Below are 18,021 nucleotides of genomic sequence, written 5' to 3' on the forward strand. Positions count from 1 at the left end.
TTTGCTTGTGTAGTTGTGCCGTGCATAGTTGCTGGTTCTGTAACATCACGGCAAAGCGCCCAGTCCAGTCACCACCAAAGGTTGTACGTGTCCGACGATTCTGCTAAGCCCACCCGCCCGAGCTCTGTCAGGCTCGCCCGCGGCGTGTCTCCTTGGCTCCTTCCGACGGCGGCCGCGGCGGCCGCGACCGCGCTGCTGACGCGCAAGGACCGGCGATGGGCGCTCGCGGCGCTCCCGCTGAGCGCGCTCACCGGGGGCATGCTCTGGTTCTTCCGCGACCCCGACCGGACCCCGGGAGAGGGCCGCGTCCTGTCGCCCGCCGACGGCGTGGTGCAGAGCATCGACCCGTGGCCGGACGGCCGCACCAGGGTCGCGATCTTCATGAGCCCGCTGAACGTGCACGTCAACCGTGCCCCTCTTGCGGGAAATGTCACCTCCGTGCAGCATGTGGCAGGTGGGTTCCTGCCGGCGTTCAACAAGGACAGCGACCAGAACGAACGCGTGGTGTGGCATTTCGAGACCACGCTGGGCGACATCGAGATGGTGCAGATCGCGGGCGCGGTGGCGCGCAGGATCGTGCCCTATCTGAGCGCGGGCGCGAAAGTCCTGCAGGGCGAGCGGATCGGGCTCATCCGGTTCGGCTCGCGAGTCGACATCTACCTTCCCGAAGGGATCTCTCCCGCGGTGTCCGTGGGTGAGAAGACGGTTGCGGGGGTGACCAGAATTGACCGAGGCTGACGCCGGTAGTTGGCAGGCGGAAGAGGAAGAGCCTCGAGGTCCCGTCGGCAAGGCGTTCCGCCTCTCCGCTGCCGACTCCCTCTCGCTGGGCAACGCGGTCTGCGGGTTCCTCGCGGTGTGCGTCCTGGCGTACTCCGCGATCCAGCAGCTCCAAGTCGAGGGCGGCCGTTTCACGCCCAACCCCAGCTACTTCGCCACCGCCATCGTGCTGCTGCTCATCGGGGCGACGTGCGACCTGTTCGACGGTCTCGTCGCACGGCGCTTCCGCGCCTCGGCGATGGGGGCCGAGCTCGACAACCTCGCCGACGTGATCAGCTTCGGGTTCGCGCCCGCGTTCATGGTCGTGATCTGGGGCGGGTTCACCGATCAGGTGCCGTTCACCGCGGTGCTGGTGGCGGCGGCGTCCGTGCTGGTCGCCGGGGTCGTCCGGCTGGCCAGGTTCGCCTGCGTCAAGACCAAGAGCGGCGACTTCATGGGGCTGCCCATCCCGATGGGCGCCATGACCGTGATCTCCATCGTGCTGCTGTTCCAGCCGAGCATCTGGGCGCTGCTCGCCGTGCTCGGCGTGGCGTGGCTGATGGTCAGCCGGATCGAATACCCGAAGCCGAAGGGGCAGCTCCTGGCGGTGGTCCTCGGGTGGATCATGGTGAACGTGGCGTTCCTCACCGTCTGGGTGGCCTGGCCGGAAGGCGGCGACCTGCCGATCAAGATCGGCGCGTCCATGCAGATCGCGCTCGTGGCGGCCATCCCGTTGCGGATGTTGTTCTACAAGCGCGAGCAACGTAAAGAAGCTGAGCGCATCAGCAACTGACGGATTTTTCGTCTTACTTCGGCTTTGATGGAGCCATGTCGGCCACGCCGCGCGAGCACACGCGCACGTACTACCTCGGCAAGCTGGCCACGGAGCTGGAGCAGCGCGGGCTGACGGCGGCACTGCGGCCGTATCCGCCCGCGTTGCGGATCAGCGACCCCGACGCCGTCATGCTCGTGGAGACGGTCGACTGCGTGCCGATGTCGGAGGGCTGGTTCTATCGGTGGTCGTGGGGCGAGCTCGTCGGGCTCGCCGACGATCCCGCCCTCGCGGCCGAGCGCATCGTCCGGGTCCTGGCCGCCCGCCGGTGAGCATTGTGCCCCCGGCGGCCGGCCAGCGCCGGGTTACCAGCCCCGCCGGCCGGCAGGGCGCTGGCTACCAGCCGCGGGCCTTCCACTCCGGCAGGGACGGGCGTTCGGCGCCGAGCGTTGTGTCCTTGCCGTGGCCCGGGTAGATCCAGGTCTCGTCGGGCAGGCGGTTGAAGACGCGCTCCACGACGTCGGTGTAGAGCTGGTCGAAGCGCTCCGGGTCCTTCCAGGTGTTGCCGACGCCGCCGGGGAACAGAGAGTCGCCCGTGAACAGGTGCGTGCCCGCCTCCTCGCCCCCGTCGTACAGCAGCGCGATCGATCCTGGCGTGTGGCCACGCAGGTGGATGACCTCCAGGGTGACGTCGCCGACGGCGATCGTGTCGCCGTGCTCCACCGTGCGGTCCACCGGCAGCGGGAGTGCGGCCGCGTCCAGCGGATGGGCGATCACCTGGGCTCCCGTGACCTTGACGACCTGCCCCAGCGCCTGCCAGTGGTCGCCGTGCTGGTGCGTCGTGACGATCGCGCCGATCGGCTGGTCGGCGATCAGGGCGAGCAGGCGATCGGAGTCGGCCGCCGCGTCGATGAGCAGGCCGTCACCGGTCTGCGTGGAGCGCAGCAGATAGGCGTTGTTGTCGTACGGGCCGACGGCGAGCTTGCAGATCGTCAGCGCGGGCAGCTCACGCACGTCGGCGGGACCGCCGACCTGGACGTCACCTGTGTAGGTCATCAATAGTCCTTCGGGGGCGTCGCGGGCAGATCTGCGGGGGCCGGTCAGCCACGGCGGCGGCTCTGGAAAGCCTGTCCCCCCGGGGCCTGGCATGAACGACTGCCCCGCAGGCACCAGGGTAACGCCCCGGCCGTCCGACCTGCCGGTCAGTCAGGCCAGCATGTCGCGTGGCGTGCCCCGGACGACGGGTCTGCCGCCGAGATCGCGTCCGTGGGCGACTCCGCATGGAGCGCGGATAGGACCGGTCATGTCTGGATATTTCATTATCTGGGCTTCTCGTCTGAGGGCGGGCATAAAGCCGCAGGTCAGATCGTTAGATGTCGAAGGCCTCCTGCCGAGGTGGCTGATGGCCGTAACCTGTGAGGGACGGATTTTTCGGGGGCCGGGATGCGGGCCGCCGAATTTGTCGGAGCTCCCGTCTACCATCCCCCGTGGACCTATCCGCCTTTCGACTTCCGGGATCGCCGTGGCAGACCGCCTGATCGTGCGTGGTGCACGAGAACACAACCTCAAGGACGTCTCGCTCGACCTGCCGCGAGACTCGCTGATCGTCTTCACCGGCCTGTCCGGCTCGGGCAAGTCGAGCCTGGCCTTCGACACGATCTTCGCTGAGGGGCAGCGGCGCTACGTCGAATCGCTGTCGGCGTACGCTCGCCAGTTCCTCGGGCAGATGGACAAGCCCGACGTCGACTTCATCGAGGGCCTGTCCCCGGCGGTGTCGATCGACCAGAAGGCCACCAGCAAAAACCCCCGCTCGACCGTCGGCACGATCACCGAGGTCTACGACTACCTGAGGCTGCTGTGGGCCAGGATCGGCAAGCCGCACTGCCCGGTGTGCGCGCGCCCGATCGCCAGGCAGATGCCGCAGCAGATCGTCGACCGGGTGATGGACCTGGAGGAGGGCACCAGGTTCCAGGTGCTCGCCCCGGTCGTGCGCGGCCGCAAGGGTGAATACGCCGAGCTCTTCCGCGAGCTGCAGACCAAGGGCTTCGCCAGGGCCAGGGTGGACGGCACCGTCGTGCGGCTGGAGGACCCGCCGACGCTGAAGAAGTACGAAAAGCACGACATCGAGGTCATCGTCGACCGCCTGTCGGTCAAGGAGTCGGCGCGGCGCCGGCTGAACGACTCGGTCGAGACGGCGCTGCTGCTGTCCGGCGGCACGATCACGCTCGAGTTCGTCGACCTGCCCGAGGACGACCCCGGCCGCGAGCGGTTCTACTCCGAGCACCTCTACTGCCCCTACGACGACCTGTCGTTCGAGGAGCTGGAGCCGCGCTCGTTCTCGTTCAACTCGCCGTTCGGCGCCTGCCCCGAGTGCACGGGCCTGGGCACGAAGATGGAGGTGGACCCCGACCTGGTGGTGCCCGACCCGGAGCGCACGCTCCGGGAAGGCGCGCTGCATCCCTGGTCGGGCGGCCACACCAGTGAATACTTCGTCAGGCTGATCGAGGCGCTGGGCAACACCGTCGGGTTCACGCTCGACACCGCGTGGGAGCGGCTGCCGAAGAAGGCGCAGAAGTCGCTGCTGTTCGGCCACGACGAGCAGGTGCACGTCCGCTACAGCAACCGTTACGGCAGACAGCGCTCCTACTACACCACCTACGACGGCGTCATCCCGTGGGTGCAGCGCAGGCACGCCGAGGCGGAGAGCGACTCGAGCCGCGAGCGGTTCGAGGGCTACATGCGCGAGATCCCGTGCCCGGCCTGCAAGGGAGCCAGGCTCAAGCCGGTGACCCTGGCGGTGACGGTCGCCGACAAGTCGATCGCCGAGGTCGCGGCCATGTCGATCGGCGAGTGCGCGAAGTTCCTGGCCGCGCTCAAACTGTCCGACCGCGACATGCAGATCGCCGAGCGGGTCGTCAAGGAGATCAACGCCCGCCTGGGCTTCCTGCTCGACGTCGGCCTCGACTACCTGACCATGAACCGGGCCGCCGCCACCCTCGCGGGTGGCGAGGCGCAGCGCATCAGGCTCGCCACCCAGATCGGCTCCGGCCTGGTCGGCGTCCTCTACGTGCTGGACGAGCCGTCCATCGGCCTGCACCAGCGCGACAACATGCGCCTGCTCGACACGCTGGTCAGGCTGCGTGACATGGGCAACACGCTGATCGTGGTCGAGCACGACGAGGACACGATCGCGGCCGCCGACTGGGTGGTCGACATCGGTCCCGGCGCGGGCGAGCACGGCGGCCAGGTCGTGGTGTCCGGCACCGTGCAGCAGCTGCTGTCCAGCGAGGAGTCGCTGACGGGGCAATACCTGTCCGGGCGCAGGAGCATCCCCATCCCCGCCATCCGCCGCCCGCGCAACAAGAAACGGCAGATCACGGTCAAGGGGGCCCGCGAGCACAACCTTCAGGGCGTGGACATCGAGTTCCCGCTGGGGCTGTTCACGGCCGTGACGGGTGTGTCGGGGTCGGGCAAGTCGACGCTGGTCAACGACATCCTCTACAACGCGCTGGCCAAGGAGCTCAACGGAGCGCGCACGGTGCCGGGGCGGCACTCGCGGATCAACGGCATGGACCTCGTGGACAAGGTCGTCCACGTCGACCAGTCGCCGATCGGGCGCACCCCGCGCTCCAACCCGGCCACCTACACCGGCGTCTTCGACCACGTTCGCAAGCTCTTCGCGGCCACGACCGAGGCGAAGGTGCGGGGCTACCAGCCCGGGCGCTTCAGCTTCAACGTCAAGGGCGGGCGCTGCGAGGCGTGCGCCGGCGACGGCACCATCAAGATCGAGATGAACTTCCTGCCGGACGTCTACGTCCCCTGCGAGGTCTGCCACGGCGCCCGCTACAACCGGGAGACGCTGGAGGTCCACTACAAGGGCAAGACGATCTCCGAGGTGCTGGACATGCCGATCGAGGAGGCCCTGGGCTTCTTCGACGCGATCCCCGCGATCAAGCGCCACCTGCAGACGCTCCACGACGTGGGTCTCGGCTACGTCCGGCTCGGGCAGCCGGCCACCACGCTGTCCGGCGGCGAGGCCCAGCGCGTCAAGCTGGCCTCCGAGCTGCAGCGGCGGCAGACCGGGCGGACGATCTACGTGCTGGACGAGCCGACCACCGGGTTGCACTTCGAGGACATCCGCAGGCTGCTCGGCGTGCTGGGGCGCCTGGTCGACGGCGGTAACACGGTGATCGTCATCGAGCACAACCTCGACGTGATCAAGACGGCCGACTGGATCATCGACATGGGTCCCGAAGGCGGCTCACGTGGCGGGACCCTGGTCGCCAGCGGCACGCCCGAGGAGGTCGCGCTGGTGGAGGAGAGCCACACGGGGCGCTTCCTACGGAAGATCCTTTCCGTCTGAGGTCACCCGGCCTGGTGGCCGCGAGGGTCATGCGCCCTGGCGGGCATGGGTCATGCGGTTTGGCGGGCGCGGCGGCGGCGTTTGGCGGCGTCGCCGCGCTCCAGCCACCACTCGGCGAAGACCAGCGGCAACACCCAGCCGAGCCAGGCGCTCAGCGCCGACACCGCGCTCGCCAGAAGTGTCTCGTCGCCGTGGAAGGTGGTCTCCAACTGCGGCGACAACACGATGAAGAACACGGTCCCCCACAGGCGATTCGTGATGATCGTCATGGTGAGGGCGAAGCTGCGCACCATCCACCGGCGATGGTCGACGAATCTGCGCTGCCTGGCCATCCGCCAGCCCGCCAGCGTGCATCCCAGCCAGACAAGTGCCAGCACGACGCCGCTGGCGGCGGTCACCGGGCCGAAATACGGGGTGGTCACGGAGACGATCAGCCCGAGCAGGCCGGCGGGGAGGCAGCCGGCGAAGACGTACACGCGGCCGATCAGGCGATGGGCGCGCGGGTAGCGGCCGCGGAACCACGGCCAGACCTGCAGGCAGCACGTGATCATCGCGATCGAGCCGAAAACGACGTGCAGCGACAGGACGACGAAATGCGGCGGGAAGAAGTCCGGGGCGGGGACGCGCGACTGGCTCGGATCCATGGACAGGTACGGGGGCAGCGAGAAGGCGACGAACGTGACCGCCACCACCGCCAGCGGCGCCACCCATGGACGGCGCCACCATCGGGGACGGCGGGGTGGGGCGGGGGAGACCGGCGGCTGCTGCTCTGTCGAAAGCGTCATGGCCGCAAGGGTCGGGGCGGTCGCTGACCGCCGGCCTACCACCCGCTGACGTGCCGCCCTGGAGGGCGGTCAGAGGTGCCCGCCGGGCGCTGCGACCTGCCACCCGCGGAAGGGACCGGCGGGCGGCGACCCATAGAATTGACTCTGGATGACGACTTGACCACAGCGGGTCAACGGCGACCGTTAAGGGTCAGCGGCCGCGCCACCAAATGTCACGCACTGACCACGAAGAGATATGGATAGCTCTCGAACATGAACACCTGGGGTTCGACGGAAGAGGCCGCTGAAAGCGGCCTCGGACGGCGCGAGATGCTGGGGGCGGCCGGAGTCGCGGCGTGCGGGCTGGCGCTCGCCGCCTGCGGCACGGGCGACATCAAGGCTCAGCAGAGCATCAAAGGCAAGGTCATCGCCAAGACGGCCGACGTGCCGGTGGGCGGCGGCAAGCTGATCGAGGACCTGAAGATCGTGGTGATGCAGCCCGCGCAGGGCGTCTACAAGGCCTACAGCGCGATCTGCACGCACATGGGCTGCGCCGTGAGCATTCCCGAGGGCAAGATGATCAAGTGCGCCTGCCACGGCAGCGAGTTCGCCGCTGACAGCGGCAACGCCACCAAGGGGCCCGCCACCGCTCCGCTGACCGCGTTCCCCGTCAAGGTCGAAGGCGACGGCATCGTGATCGTCTGAACCGGTAATTGTGCGTAGTCGCCGGGATTGGTCTCGGGCACGCTGAACCGGCGCCAGGGCGCTGGCCGTACCTGAAGTGAAGACAATCCTGGGAGGAACGCACAATGACGGAAACGACGCGCCGGACAATGATGCTCGGCGCCGGTGGCGCGGGGCTGGCGGCGGTTCTGACAGCGTGTGCGAGCTACGGTTCGCCGACGACGGAAGCGAGCGCCGACCCTCCGGCCGAAGAGCCGGCCGAGGAGGCGTCGTCCGCGGCACCCAAGAAGAAGCAGGCATCGAAGGGCAAGGCGCTGGCCGCCACCAGCGACATCCCCGAAGGGGGCGGGAAGGTCTTCGAGGGTCAGAAGATCGTGGTCACGCAGCCGACCGCAGGCGATTTCAAGGCGTTTACGGCTGTCTGCACCCACGCGGGCTGCACGGTGGCCACCGTCTCCAACAACACGATCAATTGTCCTTGTCACGGCAGCAAGTTCAGCATCGAGGACGGCTCCGTCACCGATGGGCCCGCGGGCGAGCCGCTCGCGGAAAAGAAGATCACAGTGGACGGAGACAAGATCAGGCTGGCGTGAACACGCGTCTCATGAATTTCTCACCTGGGTGCGTTTGGGTGAGCGCATGGGAGAAGACCTTCGTAGCCGCCGGGCGGTGATCGCGGGCGTGGGCGGAAGCGGCCTGGCGCTGGCGATCACCGCATGTGGCGGCGGTACCGATACCGCGACGAGCGCCGGTGGCGCCACCGAGTCGAGCGCGCCTCAGTCCAGCGCCGCTCAGTCCAGCGCCGCGCCGCAGGGCGGGAGTGCGCTGGCCACGACCGCCGACATCCCCGTCGGCGGTGGCACGATCTTCAAGGACCAGAAGATCGTGGTCACGCAGCCCACGTCGGGTGAGTTCAAGGCGTTCAGCGCGGTCTGCACGCACAGCGGCTGCGCGGTCGGCAGCGTCGCGGACGGACAGATCGTCTGTCCTTGTCACGGCAGCAAGTTCAACATCGCGGACGGGGCCGTGACGAACGGGCCCGCCGACAAGCCGCTGCCCGAGCAGCAGATCAAGGTCGACGGCGACCAGATCACGCTCGCATAGCGCCGCCGCCGGGAACGGCCCGGCGCGAGCTGGGCCGTTCAGCGGCCGTTCGCGCCGACCGGGCCAGGCGAGTGCCCGTGTGCCGATCAATGTCGGTCGGCCAGTGCCAGTCGGCCAGTGCCAGTCGGCCAGTTGTGCCGGTGTCTCGGCCGGTGCCCGCCCGGTTCCGTGTCTCGGTCGGTGCCCGTGTGCCGACCGGTGTCGTGTCTCGGCCGGTGTCCATGTCTCCGCCGGTGCCCCTGTGGCGGCCGGTGTCCGTGTCTCGATCGGTGCCCTGTGCCGGCCGGTGCCAGTCGGGCAGTGCCAGTCGGGCAGTGCCAGTCGGCACCGGGGTGGTGTTGGTCTTGGGCGCGTTTGGGGGCGCGGCCGGGATGCCTGGTCTAGCCGGTCGTGCCGGCGATGGGGCGACCTTGTCGGTGTGGGCTACTAGGCTTTTGGTCGTGGCGAGATCAGCGGGCAGCCCTTTGAGTTTCCGGCCCAAGCCGGGTTCGATCCCCGATTCCCCGGGGGTCTACCGGTTCAGGGACGCGCACGGCCGGGTGATCTACGTAGGCAAGGCCAAGAGCCTGCGGCAGCGACTCAACTCGTACTTCGCGGACTTCTCCGCGCTGCACCCGCGCACGCAGACGATGCTGACCACCGCCGCCGACGTCGACTGGACGGTCGTCGGCACCGAGGTGGAGGCGCTGCAGCTCGAATACTCCTGGATCAAGGAGTTCGACCCGCGCTTCAACGTGAAATACCGCGACGACAAGTCCTACCCCTACCTCGCGGTCACCCTGGGAGAGGACTTCCCGCGCGTGCAGGTCATGCGTGGGGCCAAGCGCAAGGGCACGCGCTATTTCGGGCCCTACTCGCACGCCTGGGCCATCAGGGAGACGGTCGATCTGCTGCTGCGGGTCTTCCCGGTGCGCACCTGCAGTGCGGGGGTGTTCAAGCGGGCCGGGCAGATCGGCCGCCCCTGCTTGCTCGGCTACATCGACAAGTGCTCGGCGCCCTGCGTCGGCCGGGTCAGCCCAGAGGAGCACCGCGCGCTGGCCGAGGACTTCTGCGACTTCATGGCAGGCAACACCAGCCGCTTCATCAAGCGTCTGGAGAAGGAGATGCGCGAGGCCGCCTCCGAGCAGGAATACGAGCGCGCCGCCCGGCTCAGGGACGACATCCAGGCCCTGCAGCGGGCGCTGGAGAAGCAGGCGGTCGTGCTCGGCGAGGGCACGGACGCCGACGTGATCGCGCTGGCCGAGGACCCGCTCGAGGCCGCCGTGCAAGTCTTCTACGTGCGCGGCGGCCGCATCCGCGGCCAGCGCGGGTGGGTGGTCGACAAGGTCGAGGAGGCCACGCCCGGCGAGCTGGTCGAGCAGTTCCTGCTGCAGATGTACGCCGAGGCCGTCCCCGAGTCGATGCCTCGCGAGGTGCTCGTGCCCGCTCTGCCGCCCGACAACGAGGCGGTCGCGGAGCTGCTGGGCGAGCAGCGCCGGGCCCGCGTCGACGTACGCGTGCCGCAGCGCGGCGACAAACGGGCGCTGATGGAGACCGTCGAGCGCAACGCCAAGGAGTCGCTCGCGCAACACAAGGTCCGCCGTGCCAGCGACCTGACCACGCGCAGCAAGGCGCTGCAGGAGATCGCCGACGCGCTCGACCTCGACCAGGCGCCGCTGCGCATCGAGTGCTACGACGTCTCCCACCTGCAGGGCGAGAACGTCGTGGCGTCGATGGTCGTGTTCGAGGACGGGCTGGCGCGCAAGAGCGAATACCGGCGCTTCGCGGTCAAGACCAAGGAAGGCGACGTCGCCTCGATCTACGAGGTGATCATGCGGCGGTTCCGCCGCTACCTGGAGGAGCGTTCCGCCACCGGCGAGCTGGCCCCCGACGACCAGGACGCGCACGGCCCCATCGACCCCGAGACGGGCAAGCCGCGCAAGTTCGCCTACCCGCCCAACTTGGTCGTGGTCGACGGCGCGGGCCCCCAGGCGGCCGCCGCCCAGCGGGCGCTCGACGAGCTCGGCATTGACGATGTGTCCGTGTGCGGGCTCGCCAAGCGGCTGGAGGAGGTGTGGCTGCCCGGCGACGACCAGCCGGTGATCATGCCTCGCTCGAGCGAAGGCCTCTACCTGCTGCAACGCGTCCGAGACGAAGCGCACAGGTTCGCCATCACCTACCATCGTTCCAAGAGGGCGAAGACGGTGAAGGAGAGCGCGCTCGACAGCGTGCCCGGCCTCGGCCCCGCCCGGCGGCAGGCGCTGCTCAAGCACTTCGGCTCCGTGAAGAAGCTGCGTGAGGCCACCGCCGACGAGATCTGCGAGGTTCCGGGCATCGGCCCTTCGACCGCTGAGGTCATCGTCTCGACGCTGAAGGGAGACTCGCCTTGATGCCGCCACGGTCATTCAGAGCGGCGAGCTTGGGGCGGAGTGCGGTAGCTTGCGTGACCAGCGGAGCCCCGTGCGAGCGCGACCATGGACACAGAGCGGCGAGCCTGGGGCGGAGAGCGGTAGCTTGCGTGGCCGGCGGAGCCCCGTGCGAGCACGAACACGGACACGAAGTGGCATGGCCAAGGCGCGTTCCCGCATTCGCTAGTGTGAAAGGGCGTGCCGCGATGACTCAACCGGGCGTGCCGGGCGGCCGCCGTGCGGTGAGCGCCCGGGCCGCTGAGCCAGCGAATGACGCCGGCCGGGGAGGGCGTAGACATGGACACCGGTGAGGCAAAGCCGGACGGGCGAAGCACTGGTGAGACGGTGCCGGACGGGCGGAGTGAGGCGATGAGCACCGGGCCGGCGTTCGTCATCGTGACCGGCATGTCCGGAGCGGGGCGCAGCACCGCGGCCAAAGCGCTCGAGGATCTGGGCTGGTTCGTCATCGACAACCTGCCGCCGGGCCTGCTGTTCGCGATGGCCGAGGAGGCGGGCAAGGTCAAGCTGGCCGCCGACAAGGTGGCGGCCGTCGTGGACGTGCGCAGCCTGGCCTTCACCACCGACCTCAACGCCGCCATCGAGGAGCTCGAAGGGCGCGGGGTGCGGGTGCGCGTCGTGTTCCTGGAGGCCAGCGACGAGGAGCTGGTGCGGCGCTTCGAAAACGTCCGCAGGCCCCACCCGCTGCAGGGCGAGGGACGGCTGGTCGACGGCATCGCACGGGAGCGGGGGATCCTGCGGGAGGTGCGGGCCAACGCCGATCTGGTGATCGACACCTCCTCGCACAACGTGCATGATCTGAGAAACAAGATCGTGGCATACTTCGGCGGCGAGGACCGGCCGGGGCTGCGGGTCAACGTCGTGTCCTTCGGGTTCAAATACGGCCTGCCGGTCGACGCCGACCTCGTCGTGGACTGCCGGTTCCTGCCCAACCCGCACTGGGTGCCCGAGCTGCGGCCGATGAACGGGTTGGAGGCGCCGGTCCGCGACTACGTGCTGGGGCAGCCGGGGGCCAAGGAGTTCCTGGACGCCTACGAGGAGGTCCTGCGGGTGGTCGCCGCCGGCTACGCGCGTGAGGGTAAGAGTTACGCGACGCTGGCGGTGGGTTGCACGGGTGGCAAACACCGCAGCGTGGCCATGGCCGAGCAGGTCGCCGCCCGCCTGCGCGACCGCGGGATGGAGGTCCAGGTGAGCCACCGGGATGTGGGGCGGGAGTGACCGATGAAGGTTTCGAAGAAGCGGATGTGCCGGATCCGGCAGGCGGCGGCCCCATCCCGGTAGAGCGTTCGCGGCCGGCTGATGCTCCCCTGCGAGACGTGGGCGCCGCCTCGGCAGGGCGTGGTGTGGCCGGGGGCGTCCCGCCTGGTGAGGAGGGGCGGTTCGGCCCTCCCGGGCGGCACGCGGAGTTCGGGCCGGGCGTGGTCGCGCTCGGTGGCGGGCACGGGCTGTTCGCGTCCCTGTCCGCATTACGAATGGTCACCGACACGCTGACCGCAGTGGTGACCGTGGCCGACGACGGCGGCTCCAGCGGGCGGCTGCGCCGTGAGCTCGGCGTGCTGCCGCCCGGCGACCTGCGTATGGCGCTGGCCGCGCTCTGCGGCGACGACGAGTGGGGCAGCACCTGGAGCGAGGTCGTGCAGCACCGCTTCCGGAGCGAGGGCGAGCTGCACGGGCACGCCGTCGGCAACCTGCTGATCGTGGCGCTGTGGGAACTGCTGGGCGACCCCGTGGCCGGGCTCGACTGGGTCGGGCGGCTGCTGGGCGCGCACGGGCGGGTGCTGCCGATGGCGTCGGTGCCGCTGGACATCGTGGCCGAGGTGGAGCTCGACGGCGTCATCTCGACCGTACGCGGTCAGGTGGCGTGCGCCCTGACACCGGGCCGCGTCCAGGCCATCTCGCTGGTCCCCGAGGACCCGCCCGCACGGCCCGAGGCCGTCACGGCGGTGCTGGAGGCGGACTGGGTGGTGTTCGGGCCGGGGTCGTGGTTCACCAGCGTGCTGCCGCACCTCAAGGTGCCCGAGCTGGCCAGGGCCCTGCATGAGACCCGGGCCAAGCGGCTGGTCACGCTCAACCTGGCTCCCCAGGCGGGCGAGACCGACGACTTCTCCCCCCAGCAGCATCTGGAGGTGCTCACGCAGCACGCGCCCGACCTGTCGATCGACGTCGTGCTGGCCGACACCGGAGTGGTCGACGACCCCGACGCGCTGGAGAAGGCCGCCGCCGCGCTCGGCGCGCGGCTCGTCATGGCCGACGTGGCCGCCGCCGACGGCTCTGCGCGGCACGACCCACGACGTCTTGCCTCCGTCCTGGACGAGATTTTCCTCCAGAAGCGTTGATCCTGGTCGGCGTGGCGCGAAGGTGCGAGAGACTGACGAGAGCCGGTCTGAATGGGGGAGAGGACTAACGCTTATGGCGATGACAGGTGTGGTGAAAGACGAACTGAGCCGCCTGCCGGTGCTGAAGCCGTGCTGCCGCAAGGCGGAGGTTTCCACGTTGCTGCGGTTCGCCAGTGGCCTGCACCTCGTGGGCGGGCGGATCGTGATCGAGGCGGAGCTCGACACCAACGCCACCGCGCGGCGCCTGATCAAGGACATCGGCGAGGTGTTCGGCCACAAGGCGGAGGTGCTCGTTCTCGCGCCCGCCGGGCTGCGCAAGGGCTCTCGCTACGTTGTGCGCGTCTACCGCGACGGTGAGGCGCTGGCCCGCCAGACGGGCCTGATCGACAACCACGGCCGCCCGGTGCGCGGCCTGCCCCGCCAGGTGGTGGCGGGGGCGGCATGCGACGCCGAGGCCGCCTGGCGCGGCGCCTTCCTGGCGCACGGCTCGCTCACCGAGCCGGGGCGGTCGATGTCGCTCGAGGTCACCTGCCCGGGGCCGGAGGCGGCGCTCGCGCTGGTGGGTTCGGCACGGCGGTTGAAGATCCACGCCAAGGCGCGGGAGGTGCGCGGGGTGGACCGGGTCGTCGTACGCGACGGCGACGCGATCAGCGCCCTGCTCACCCGCCTGGGGGCGCACGACAGCGTGCTGGCCTGGGAGGAGCGGCGGATGCGCCGCGAGGTGCGGGCCACCGCCAACCGCCTGGCCAACTTCGACGACGCCAACCTGCGGCGCTCGGCCCGGGCCGCGGTGGCGGCCGGGGCGCGGGTGCAGCGGGCGCTGGAGATCCTCGGAGAGGAGGCTCCGGAGCACCTGGTGGTGGCGGGGCGGCTGCGGGTGGAGCACAAGCAGGCGTCGTTGGAGGAGCTGGGGCAGATCGCTGATCCGCCGCTGACCAAGGACGCGATCGCGGGGCGGATCCGTCGGCTGCTCGCCATGGCCGACAAGCGCGCCTCCGATCTCGGCATCCCCAACACCGAGGCCAACCTCACCGTCGACATGCTCGCCCCTTGACGGCGGCACCAGCTGAGGGCGTCGTCTGCTGCGGCCGGTGATGGGGCCGTGCGGCTGGGGGTCGTGGTGGTGGCGGTGCCGCCTGCAGGCCCGTGATGGTGGCCCTGCGACTATGCGGGGCCGTGATGGCGGGGCCTATGTCTGCTTCTGCAGGGCCGGGATGGCGCTCTGTGTGGTTCTGCAGGGCCGTGATGGCGCTCTGTGTGGTTCTGTGGGGCCGTGATGGCGCTTTGTGTGGTTCTGCGGGGCCGTGATCGTGCTTTGTCCGGATCTGCGGGGCCGTTGTGGGCGGGGCTTTAAGATCCATTCTTTACGGCGAGCCGAGTGGGCCGCACGCGCCGACGTGGGTTTCCGTCCGTCATGGCCGGTCGTGAAGGCTCACGGGTTGCTCGCCGTGACGGAGCGCATGCTTGACCAGCTTCCGTGGTCGGATGACCCGGGGCGGGGCCGTTCGTGCGTGTCCCGTTCCTGGGTGAGCCGGGCGGCGTCAGCCCGGACCGCGTCAGTCGCCGGCCGGTTTGCGGGGTGTGAACAGGTCACCCGCCGGTTGCTTGACCGGGGACTGGGCGGGCTCGAACGGGGCTCGGTACTCGGGCTCCTCCGGCTCCTCGGTCGCCGCCTCGGTGCGCTGGGCGCGGCGGACGCGTGACACCACGCGCAGGGTGAGCAGCAGGAGTGCGGCCAGGGCGGCCACGCCGATGGAGAGCCACATTGGCCACGTCTGCGCCAGCGGGGAGCTGTAGATGCTCAGGGCGGGGAAGAAGCCGCCGAAGAAGTTGTCGAGGGTGATGTCGGCCAGGTCGATGGGCGTGCCCCGTCCCCGCGTGAGGGCGCCCCAAATGATCGCCTTGCCGATGATCTGGCCACCGGCCACGGCGCCGCCCGCGTACAGCGCCGCCACGGCCGGCAGGACGACGCTGCGCGGACGTGTCATGCCCATGGCCAGGGCGACGATCAGCGCGACCACGAGGGACAGCGCGATCGAGAGGGGATACCCGTTGCCGAACGTCCGGACTTCGATGGGAAGGCTTCTTTGGAACGCGATGGCCATCCCCATACCGGCCGCGCAGACCAGCGCCGCAACGAGTCCTACGGCTAGTCCGGGAAGCAGCCCGGACCGCTTATGTGACATCTCAGCCCCCAGAGAATGCACGAATTTACTCCGATGAGTCGGGCACTTTACTCGAACGCCTCAAAACTAGTGTGCAGAACGGTCATTCAGAGTGCGGGGGTGGCAGTGGTCTAAACCAATTTGGGTCCGATAAGGTTCGTGGTTGAGGTTCAGCCCGCCATCTGTTCGAGGAGTTCGGTTCCCGTGAGCATCCGCGTAGGCGTCAACGGCTTCGGCCGTATCGGTCGCAACTTCTGGCGCGCTGTCGCCGCCAGTGGCAAGGACATCGAGATCGTCGCGGTCAATGACCTGACCGACAACGCGACGCTCGCTCACTTGCTGAAGTACGACAGCATCCTGGGCCGCCTGCCCTACGAGGTGAAGGCCACCAGCGATGAGATCATCGTGAACGGCAAGGCGATCAAGGTCTTCGAGGAGCGCGACCCGGGCAACCTGCCCTGGGGCGACCTCGGTGTGGACGTGGTCCTGGAGTCGACGGGTCTGTTCACCGACGCCACCAAGGCCAAGGTGCACGCCGACAACGGCGCGAAGAAGGTCATCATCTCCGCCCCGGCGAAGAACGAGGACTTCACCGTCGTCATGGGCGTCAACGACGGCGACTACGACCCGGCCAAGCACACGATCATCTCCAACGCCTCCTGCACCACCAACTGCCTGGCGCCGATGGCCAAGGTCCTGCACGACACCTTCACCATCGAGAAGGGTCTGATGACCACCATCCACGCCTACACGCAGGACCAGAACCTGCAGGACGGCCCGCACAAGGACCTGCGCCGCGCCCGCGCCGCCGCGCTCAACGTGGTGCCCACCTCCACCGGCGCCGCCAAGGCCATCGGCCTGGTCCTGCCCGAGCTCAAGGGCAAGCTCGACGGCTTCGCCATGCGGGTGCCGATCCCCACGGGCTCGGCGACCGACCTCACCGTCGACGTCAGCCGCGACGTCACGGTCGAGGAGGTCAACGCCGCGGTCAAGGCCGCCGCCGAGGGCCCGCTCAAGGGCATCATCAGCTACACCGAGGACGAGATCGTCTCCTCCGACATCGTCACCGACCCGGCTTCCTGCATCTTCGACGCCGGCCTCACCAAGGTCATCGGCAACCAGGTCAAGGTCGTCGGCTGGTACGACAACGAGTGGGGCTACTCCAACCGGCTCGCCGACCTGATCGAGCTGGTGGGCCGCGGTCTCTGACGCCGGATCCCGCGAGGGAGCGCCGCCGCCTGGACCCCCGCTTCGCATGATCGGTCTCGCCGCCTACTCGTCGCATCGTGCGATGCCCGGGCCGGTGAGAACGACCTCCTTGTGAGCGTCGCACCGATCACCCGCGCGAGGTGCCGGATCGCTGGAGAGCCGATCCGAGGACGACCGCCGGGAGCGGAGCGACCGGGGCGCCGGAAGGCGGCGGCATAGGCGACTGAGCCGGCTCACGGAGTGAGGCCATGTACACAGTGACGGGAGAATGAGCATGCGCACGCTCGATGATCTCGACGTGAAGGGGCGGCGCGTGCTCGTACGCGCAGACCTCAACGTCCCCCTCGACGGGGAGACGATCACCGACGACGGCCGCATCCGCGCGTCGGTGCCGACGATCAAGGCCCTGCTGGACGGGGGCGCCAAGGTCGTCGTCTGCGCCCATCTGGGCCGGCCCAAGGGCCAGGTCAATCCGAAATACTCGCTCAAGCCCGTGGCCAGGCGCCTGGGCGAGCTGCTCGGCCAGGACGTGGCCTTCGCCGCCGACGTGGTGGGCGACAGTGCACGCAGCACCGTTGAATCGCTCCAGGACGGCCAGGTGGCCCTGCTGGAAAACCTGCGGTACGAGCCGGGCGAGGAGTCCAAGGACGACGCCGCGCGCGGCGCCTTCGCCGAGCAGCTGGCCGGGCTGGCCGAGCTCTATGTCGGCGACGGGTTCGGCGCGGTGCACCGCAAGCACGCCAGCGTCTACGACGTGCCCAAGCTGCTGCCGCACGCGGCGGGCGGGCTGATCGTGGCCGAGGTGGAGGTGCTGAAGAAGCTCACGGAGGACCTCGAACGGCCCTACGTGGTGGTGCTGGGCGGCGCCAAGGTCTCCGACAAACTCGGCGTCATCGCCAATCTGCTGACCAAGGTCGACCGGCTGCTGATCGGCGGCGGCATGGCCTACACCTTCCTCAAGGCCCAGGGCCACGAGGTCGGCGGGTCGCTGCTCCAGGAGGACCAGCTCGACCAGGTGCGCGGCTTCCTCGAGGAGGCGGCCAAGCGGGGCGTCGAGCTCGTCCTGCCCGTGGACGTGCTGGCCGCGACCACGTTCGCGGCCGACGCCGAGCACGAGGCGGTCGAGGCCACCGCGATCCCGGCCGACCGGGAGGGGCTCGACATCGGGCCCAGGACGCGGGAGCTGTTCGCCGCCAAGCTGGCCGACGCCAGGACGGTCTTCTGGAACGGGCCCATGGGCGTGTTCGAGTTCGACGCGTTCTCCGGCGGCACGAGGGCGGTGGCCGAGGCGCTGATCGCCGCCGACGCCTTCACCGTGGTGGGCGGTGGCGACTCCGCCGCCGCCGTACGCAAGCTGGAGCTTCCCGAGGATGGCTTCTCGCACATCTCCACCGGCGGTGGGGCCAGCCTCGAATACCTTGAGGGCAAGACCCTCCCCGGACTCGCCGCCTTGGAGGAGTGAC

Annotated in this window: 16 protein-coding genes; 13 read left to right on the top strand and 3 right to left on the bottom strand. The window is 69.3% G+C overall.

Annotated features, from left to right (window positions below; translation table 11 throughout):
* Window positions 1-87 precede the first annotated feature (87 nt).
* The 3 genes from Q9G87_RS37175 to Q9G87_RS37185 are packed head-to-tail and all read left to right on the top strand — an operon-like array spanning window position 88 to window position 1,860.
* Window positions 88-738 carry a phosphatidylserine decarboxylase gene (locus Q9G87_RS37175; RefSeq protein ID WP_371825883.1) on the top strand — a complete coding sequence of 217 codons (651 nt, stop codon included), beginning with the start codon at window positions 88-90 and terminating at the stop codon, window positions 736-738.
* Complete coding sequence (gene pssA, locus Q9G87_RS37180; RefSeq protein WP_305921264.1) at window positions 725-1,549, top strand: CDP-diacylglycerol--serine O-phosphatidyltransferase; 825 nt, start codon at window positions 725-727, stop codon at window positions 1,547-1,549. The genes Q9G87_RS37175 and pssA overlap by 14 nt, the downstream gene beginning before the upstream one ends.
* A gap of 35 nt (window positions 1,550-1,584) precedes the next feature.
* Window positions 1,585-1,860 carry a hypothetical protein gene (locus Q9G87_RS37185; RefSeq protein ID WP_305921265.1) on the top strand — a complete coding sequence of 92 codons (276 nt, stop codon included), beginning with the start codon at window positions 1,585-1,587 and terminating at the stop codon, window positions 1,858-1,860.
* Between the two features lie 64 nt (window positions 1,861-1,924).
* On the opposite strand, the gene Q9G87_RS37190 is transcribed toward Q9G87_RS37185, so the two are convergent.
* Entirely contained in the window at window positions 1,925-2,584 is a 660-nt protein-coding gene (locus tag Q9G87_RS37190) for an MBL fold metallo-hydrolase (protein ID WP_305921266.1), read from the bottom strand.
* 466 nt (window positions 2,585-3,050) lie between these two features.
* Here Q9G87_RS37190 and uvrA point away from each other — a divergent pair, with 466 nt between their 5' ends.
* Window positions 3,051-5,891: an excinuclease ABC subunit UvrA gene (gene uvrA, locus Q9G87_RS37195; RefSeq protein WP_305921267.1), complete on the top strand. Its 2,841-nt coding sequence runs from the start codon at window positions 3,051-3,053 to the stop codon at window positions 5,889-5,891.
* Between the two features lie 50 nt (window positions 5,892-5,941).
* Here uvrA and Q9G87_RS37200 read toward each other — a convergent pair whose 3' ends face one another.
* A complete protein-coding gene (locus tag Q9G87_RS37200) occupies window positions 5,942-6,676 on the bottom strand; it encodes a DUF2306 domain-containing protein (protein ID WP_305921268.1) in 735 nt (244 codons plus the stop codon).
* 252 nt (window positions 6,677-6,928) lie between these two features.
* On the opposite strand from Q9G87_RS37200, the gene Q9G87_RS37205 reads away from it, so the two are divergent.
* The 7 genes from Q9G87_RS37205 (at window position 6,929) to whiA (ending at window position 14,238) form a co-directional block, all read left to right on the top strand.
* Window positions 6,929-7,360 (top strand): Rieske (2Fe-2S) protein, encoded by a 432-nt coding sequence (locus tag Q9G87_RS37205; RefSeq protein ID WP_305921269.1) that lies wholly within the window; start codon window positions 6,929-6,931, stop codon window positions 7,358-7,360.
* A 104-nt stretch (window positions 7,361-7,464) separates the two neighbouring features.
* A complete protein-coding gene (locus tag Q9G87_RS37210; RefSeq protein ID WP_305921270.1) occupies window positions 7,465-7,932 on the top strand; it encodes a Rieske (2Fe-2S) protein in 468 nt (155 codons plus the stop codon).
* Window positions 7,933-7,978: 46 nt separating this feature from the next.
* On the top strand, window positions 7,979-8,443 hold the full coding sequence (locus Q9G87_RS37215; protein WP_305921271.1) for a Rieske (2Fe-2S) protein: 465 nt from the start codon (window positions 7,979-7,981) through the stop codon (window positions 8,441-8,443).
* 371 nt (window positions 8,444-8,814) lie between these two features.
* Window positions 8,815-10,812 (top strand): excinuclease ABC subunit UvrC, encoded by a 1,998-nt coding sequence (gene uvrC / locus Q9G87_RS37220; RefSeq protein WP_305921272.1) that lies wholly within the window; start codon window positions 8,815-8,817, stop codon window positions 10,810-10,812.
* A gap of 387 nt (window positions 10,813-11,199) precedes the next feature.
* Entirely contained in the window at window positions 11,200-12,066 is an 867-nt protein-coding gene (gene rapZ / locus Q9G87_RS37225; RefSeq protein WP_305921273.1) for an RNase adapter RapZ, read from the top strand.
* A 200-nt stretch (window positions 12,067-12,266) separates the two neighbouring features.
* Complete coding sequence (locus Q9G87_RS37230; protein ID WP_305921502.1) at window positions 12,267-13,184, top strand: gluconeogenesis factor YvcK family protein; 918 nt, start codon at window positions 12,267-12,269, stop codon at window positions 13,182-13,184.
* A 73-nt stretch (window positions 13,185-13,257) separates the two neighbouring features.
* On the top strand, window positions 13,258-14,238 hold the full coding sequence (gene whiA, locus Q9G87_RS37235) for a DNA-binding protein WhiA (protein WP_185103354.1): 981 nt from the start codon (window positions 13,258-13,260) through the stop codon (window positions 14,236-14,238).
* 502 nt (window positions 14,239-14,740) lie between these two features.
* On the opposite strand, the gene Q9G87_RS37240 is transcribed toward whiA, so the two are convergent.
* Window positions 14,741-15,370 (bottom strand): hypothetical protein, encoded by a 630-nt coding sequence (locus tag Q9G87_RS37240; protein ID WP_305921274.1) that lies wholly within the window; start codon window positions 15,368-15,370, stop codon window positions 14,741-14,743.
* A 183-nt stretch (window positions 15,371-15,553) separates the two neighbouring features.
* Between Q9G87_RS37240 and gap the strand changes: the two genes are divergently transcribed.
* A complete protein-coding gene (gap, locus tag Q9G87_RS37245; RefSeq protein WP_305921275.1) occupies window positions 15,554-16,558 on the top strand; it encodes a type I glyceraldehyde-3-phosphate dehydrogenase in 1,005 nt (334 codons plus the stop codon).
* A 274-nt stretch (window positions 16,559-16,832) separates the two neighbouring features.
* Complete coding sequence (locus Q9G87_RS37250) at window positions 16,833-18,020, top strand: phosphoglycerate kinase (protein WP_305921276.1); 1,188 nt, start codon at window positions 16,833-16,835, stop codon at window positions 18,018-18,020.
* Window position 18,021 lies beyond the last annotated feature (1 nt).

Origin of the sequence: Nonomuraea turcica, assembly GCF_030718205.1 — a bacterium.
Lineage (GTDB): Bacteria > Actinomycetota > Actinomycetes > Streptosporangiales > Streptosporangiaceae > Nonomuraea.